Raw genomic sequence first — 4,851 nt, forward strand, 5'->3', positions numbered from 1 at the left:
GGCAGGAGCGCGCGTGATCTGCTACCTCGATGATCTCGGGATGTTCGACGGCGTCGTGCTCCACGGACGACCCGGAGGCTTCGTCTTTCAACTCGTGGCCAACGCCGAACGCCGTTCCCGGATCGAGGCCCGCCTGGAATGGATGCGCAGTGCCGACGACCGGGAAGATCAGCGCAAGGCTGCTCGTATCGTTCCAGTACACCGCGATGTCAGGATCGCCTTGCAAGGCGCCCGCACGGCCGAAGCTTTCGTCACCGACTTATCCATGACGGGCGCCGCTCTAGTCCTCGATAGGAGGCCTCAGATCGGTGTGATGGTGACGGTGGGCAAGCGCTACGCGACGGTCGTGCGCCATACCGCCGAGGGCGTCGGCGTGGCGTTCCGGATGCCGTTCGGCCCGCTGACCTTCAATGAACGCGTGATCCTCTGACGACAGAGGCTGGACAGGAGATGGGCGAGCTTCTGCTGATCACCGACGACATCCATCGCGGCAGGCGCCTGTCGCGTGAATTCGGCACGTGCCGACCATGCCACGTCCTCGATTTGTACGATGATGTACTGCCGGCCCTAGACCCCGCCCTGATTGTCAGCGATGTCGAGGCACTCACTTCCGAAGCCATCGTTCGCTTGCGCCGCACCCTGGCGCAGCTCCGTGGCGAAGATGTCCCATACCTGTTCCTCGTGCACGGGAATACCGCCCGTTCAGAAGCTCAGGCTCGAGTTCTAGGCGCGACCACCACGGCAGGGGTGCAGCAGATGCTCGGCGCCGTGGAGCGCCTGCAGGGGACGTCAATCCCCGTACTGGCTCGAACGAGAGCCGCCGAGGCCCGACAGTTCTTTCAGCATGCCCTATTCTCCGGTCAACCGATCACGCCTGCCGTGGCTGATGTTGGTACCGAACTGGTCGTGCGCGCTGTGAGCGACACCGGCATCCATGACTGGGTCCGCGCGGTTCAGCAGTTCGACGATGCCACCCACCAGCACTGCCTGCTGGTCGCCGCCCTCGCCGCGGTGTTCTCAGGGACGCTGGGGCTGCGTCCGGCCGACCGCCACCGCCTGACCCGAGCCGCCCTGCTGCACGATGTCGGCAAAATCCATGTCCCCATCGAGATCCTGAACAAGCCGGGCCGTCTCACCCATTCGGAGACGGCGATCATGCGCACGCATGCGGAACGTGGTCATGCCATGCTCGTGGGTGCTGGGTTCGATGACGGCCTGCTGGCGGCCGTTCGCTCTCATCACGAGATGATCGATGGGAGCGGCTACCCCGACGGCCTCCGGGGGTGGGAGGTCTCGGACTTCGTGCGCTTGATGACGATCTGCGACGTCTATGGGGCGTTGATCGAGCGTCGCCCGTATCGCGCGCCGATGCATGGGGCGAAAGCCTACACCGTCTTGGAGGAAATGGCTGGCCGACTCGATGCCGTCCTCGTGCGTGCGTTCCAGCCCATAGCCGCAGCCTTCGATCCGACCATGCTAAAGGCAGCGCACGATCAAGCACTTATTTCGTGCCCTCGTCAGACAACTACCTTTTAAAATTGTAAAGTGTCTGGGTCGCGATAAGGGCTTCGTAATTGATTTGTGGCCGACTGCGCCAGCATGCTCATACTGCGCAGGCTTTGAAGTGGCGGACGTTTTGGCCAGCCCACCAGGGTACCGTGACCGCTCGTGGCTCGGGCCGTCCATTGCTCGATGGGTGGTCCTTGCCAACTTCCTCACCGTAGCCGGCTTGATCAGTGTGGCCGCGCTGCTGCTCTGGCAAATGCACACGGATGCGGGGCATCGCAGCCAAGCGAATGCGAACAGCCTCGTGCAGGTGCTCGGCCGCGACATCGCTCGTAACGTCGAGCTCTATGATCTATCGTTGCAGGCGGTCGTCGATGGGTTCGGTCGAACCGACGTCGCACAAGTATCACCTGAATTGCGTCAGCTGATCCTCTACGATCGAGCCGCGTCCGCGCCAGGCTTCGCCTTCCTACTGATCCTTGATACTCACGGTACTGTCGTCTCTGGCTCGAACCAGTCGGTGCCCAAGGGGCTCGACCGATCCGATACCGAGTACTTTCGTCACTTTGCCGCCCATCCAGACGATGACAGCCTACACGTCAGCCCGCCCGCCATTTCTCGGATCAGTGGGCAGCGAATGATCATGCTCTCTCGTCGCCTGTCGAACTCCGACGGCTCCTTAGCCGGCGTCGTGGTCGGTGGCATCAAGCTCGACTATCTGCGCAGTTTGTTTGCCTCGGTCGACGCCGAGCATGCCGGGACCGTGACGCTCTACGGACCGGGAGGCGTCATCCTGATGCGCGAGCCGTTCGATCAGAGCGTGATCGGTACGAGTGTGTCCGAAGCCCCGAGCTACCGCCGCATGATTGCGATGCGCGAGGGTAACCTCGTCGGACCGGCGATGGTCGGAGAGGGCGAACGTCGGTTCACCTTCGCGCGGTTCGGCATTGAACCGCTGACCCTCAGTATCGCCGTGGTGCCGGCTACGATCTACGCCGAATGGTGGCAGCGCGCCCTGGGCCTTGGCTTTGTGCTGCTCGGCTTGTGCGCCGTCACAGCTGGTCTCACCTGGCTGCTCCGTCGCGAGCTTGGTCGTCGTGAGCAGGCCGAAACGAGGCTAGTGGCCGCCAATGCTCGTCTCACCGCCCAGGCCACCACCGATGCGTTGACCGGTCTGGGTAATCGCCGGCGCTTCGACGAGGCGTTGGCGCAGGAATGGGACCGCGCGGTGCAGGGACGGCGGCCTCTGTCGCTGATCCTGATCGACGCGGACTGCTTCAAGGGCTTCAACGATACTTATGGCCATCAGCGTGGCGACGAGGCACTCCGCCTGATCGCCGGCTCGATCCGCGCGGCCGCCAACCGCGCGAGCGATATGACCTGTCGCATCGGCGGCGAAGAATTTGCGGTGATCCTGCCTGAGATTGATACGAAGGGCGCTGAGGTGGTGGCGGAACGGATCCGGACGGCGGTGATGGGCTGGGCTATGCCCCATGCCGTGGGACCGAACGCGGTGCTCACGGTGAGCTGCGGCGTCGCGAGTGTTCCCGAAGTCCTGGCGGATGACGCCGCAGCGCTCGTCGCGAAGGCCGACACCGCTTTGTACGCGGCCAAAGCAGCAGGCCGAAACCAGGTTCGTATCGCCGAACCGAGTAAAGTGACCCTGCGCCTCGTGAGCTAATCAGGTGGTTAGATCGAAGAGGTAACGCCGATCTCGATCAGCGGCTGACCACTCCCCTGGCCATTCCCCCCGTTACTCCTATTCAGCGGCTGATCGGGGGGGCTCGGAGCAGTTGCGATCCTGCTCGGGGAGATAGGGGCTTGTGCCTTGCCCTGTGCACCTAATTCGGGCCGACGTCCTGCTGAAATGGGTTACCCGGCGAAGCGGCGCTCGAAACTGCCATCGCCGACCTCCATCTTGAGCGCATGCCCGACCATCGCGGCCAGACCTACGACCCGCAACACGAGCCCACGGTGAGGATGTAGCATCCGACCAGTTGGCCAGATTCGCCAGCCGCACGCGGCCGGGAGGATTATTCTTTGAATTACCTTGATGGCGATAACCGCTGGATCGAGGAGAGTCCCACATCTAGGGTTGCATACAGCGATCCTATACCCGTCTCGTCGCTCCTATAGGCTGAAACACGATCTTGCTGCCGCATCTTGGGGGGATGACGACATGCTCGACGAAGCCGACATTCGACACGAGATTGTGGTCCAGCGCCTGATGGGGCGCCTTCAGAGCCACGCCCGCGAACTCAACCTCAATGACGGGTTGGTCCGCTACATCGTCTCGCGGGTCATCCGCGACATGCCCTTGTGCCCGGACGACGAGCGAGTTTCTGAGGCGCGCCAGTGGATGGCTATCGCCGCAACGATGTAGCCGTCGATCCGTGCCGACCGCGTACAGGGACAGTTAACTACCCTGCGCCACCATACCCTCAGTGATCGGCTCCGGCCGCGCGCCGGAAGAGTAGCACCGGGGTCTCCACCCCTCGATACTCAGTGCGGCCTCGTTGGAGCAGTCGCGCTCAGTGCTGATGTTGTTGCCGCCAAGCTTGAGCAGCGCTAGAGCCCCTGCCTGTAATCTGGAGCAGGTGCCGATGGGCGACGACGTGACCGCCCTACTCGTCGCCATTACGCGCGAGAACGCCGATCTGCGCCTGCAGCTCGCGACCGCCCAGGACATGTTGATGGAGACCGCAATCGACGCCGGGAACCTGCATGCGCTGATCGAGGCGGTTCAGGCCGAACGAGACGCGTGGCGGGACGAGGCTGAGCGGCTCACAAGGTGCGGCCTTAGGGTCGCGTGATTGTTTAGTCGTCGCCTATTTGGTGCGGGCCGAAGCGACAACCCTGATCGGAGCTGACAACTGCTTGGATCGCCTGTGGAACGTGAGACGGCCGGTGTGTCCGATCCGCGCTCGCCTCCTCGGCGTGGACCAGCTTAGCTTGTCCTGAACGAGGGGCTCTTCATGAACCACCACATCGCCACGATCCTGCTCATCACGATCGGGCTGGGCGCCTGTCAAACAGGTGGCTCAGGACCGCAGCAAGCCGCTTCAGAACTTCGAGGTGCTACACTTCTCCAGGAAGATGTCGCCCGCCTCAGAGCGGATCGCGATGCCCGGCGCATTAGCTACACGGAATGGGCCGAGCGCACGCAGGCGGCCGCACGGGTTAGCGTGCCGCTAAGCGCGCAAGAGGAAGACGCACTGGAATACCGCAAGCAGCTCGCACGCCGTGTAGACGCTGGAGAAATGACGCCGGCACAGTTCGATCGCGAGAATGAGCGCGCCCTGCAGCGGCTGAAGGCTCAACGCGGAAGAGCCTGACCGACGACAG

The 4,851-nt window shown here is 63.2% G+C and carries 6 protein-coding genes; all 6 read left to right on the forward strand.

Going from position 1 to position 4,851, the window contains the following annotated elements; all coding sequences use genetic code 11:
• Window positions 1-430, forward strand: a 430-nt coding sequence (locus tag MKK67_RS16085; protein WP_243966123.1) for a PilZ domain-containing protein, incomplete at its 5' end; no start/stop codon positions are given.
• A gap of 20 nt (window positions 431-450) precedes the next feature.
• Window positions 451-1,536 (forward strand): HD-GYP domain-containing protein, encoded by a 1,086-nt coding sequence (locus MKK67_RS16090; RefSeq protein WP_243966124.1) that lies wholly within the window; start codon window positions 451-453, stop codon window positions 1,534-1,536.
• Window positions 1,537-1,738: 202 nt separating this feature from the next.
• Window positions 1,739-3,187, forward strand: a complete 1,449-nt coding sequence (locus tag MKK67_RS16095; RefSeq protein ID WP_243966125.1) for a diguanylate cyclase — start codon at window positions 1,739-1,741, stop codon at window positions 3,185-3,187.
• 498 nt (window positions 3,188-3,685) lie between these two features.
• Entirely contained in the window at window positions 3,686-3,889 is a 204-nt protein-coding gene (locus MKK67_RS16100) for a hypothetical protein (RefSeq protein ID WP_243966126.1), read from the forward strand.
• 220 nt (window positions 3,890-4,109) lie between these two features.
• Window positions 4,110-4,319, forward strand: coding sequence for a hypothetical protein (locus MKK67_RS16105; RefSeq protein ID WP_243966127.1), 210 nt, complete (start codon window positions 4,110-4,112; stop codon window positions 4,317-4,319).
• 162 nt (window positions 4,320-4,481) lie between these two features.
• Complete coding sequence (locus MKK67_RS16110) at window positions 4,482-4,841, forward strand: hypothetical protein (RefSeq protein WP_243966128.1); 360 nt, start codon at window positions 4,482-4,484, stop codon at window positions 4,839-4,841.
• Window positions 4,842-4,851 lie beyond the last annotated feature (10 nt).

Source organism: Methylobacterium sp. J-072, from assembly GCF_022829425.1.
Lineage (GTDB): Bacteria > Pseudomonadota > Alphaproteobacteria > Rhizobiales > Beijerinckiaceae > Methylobacterium.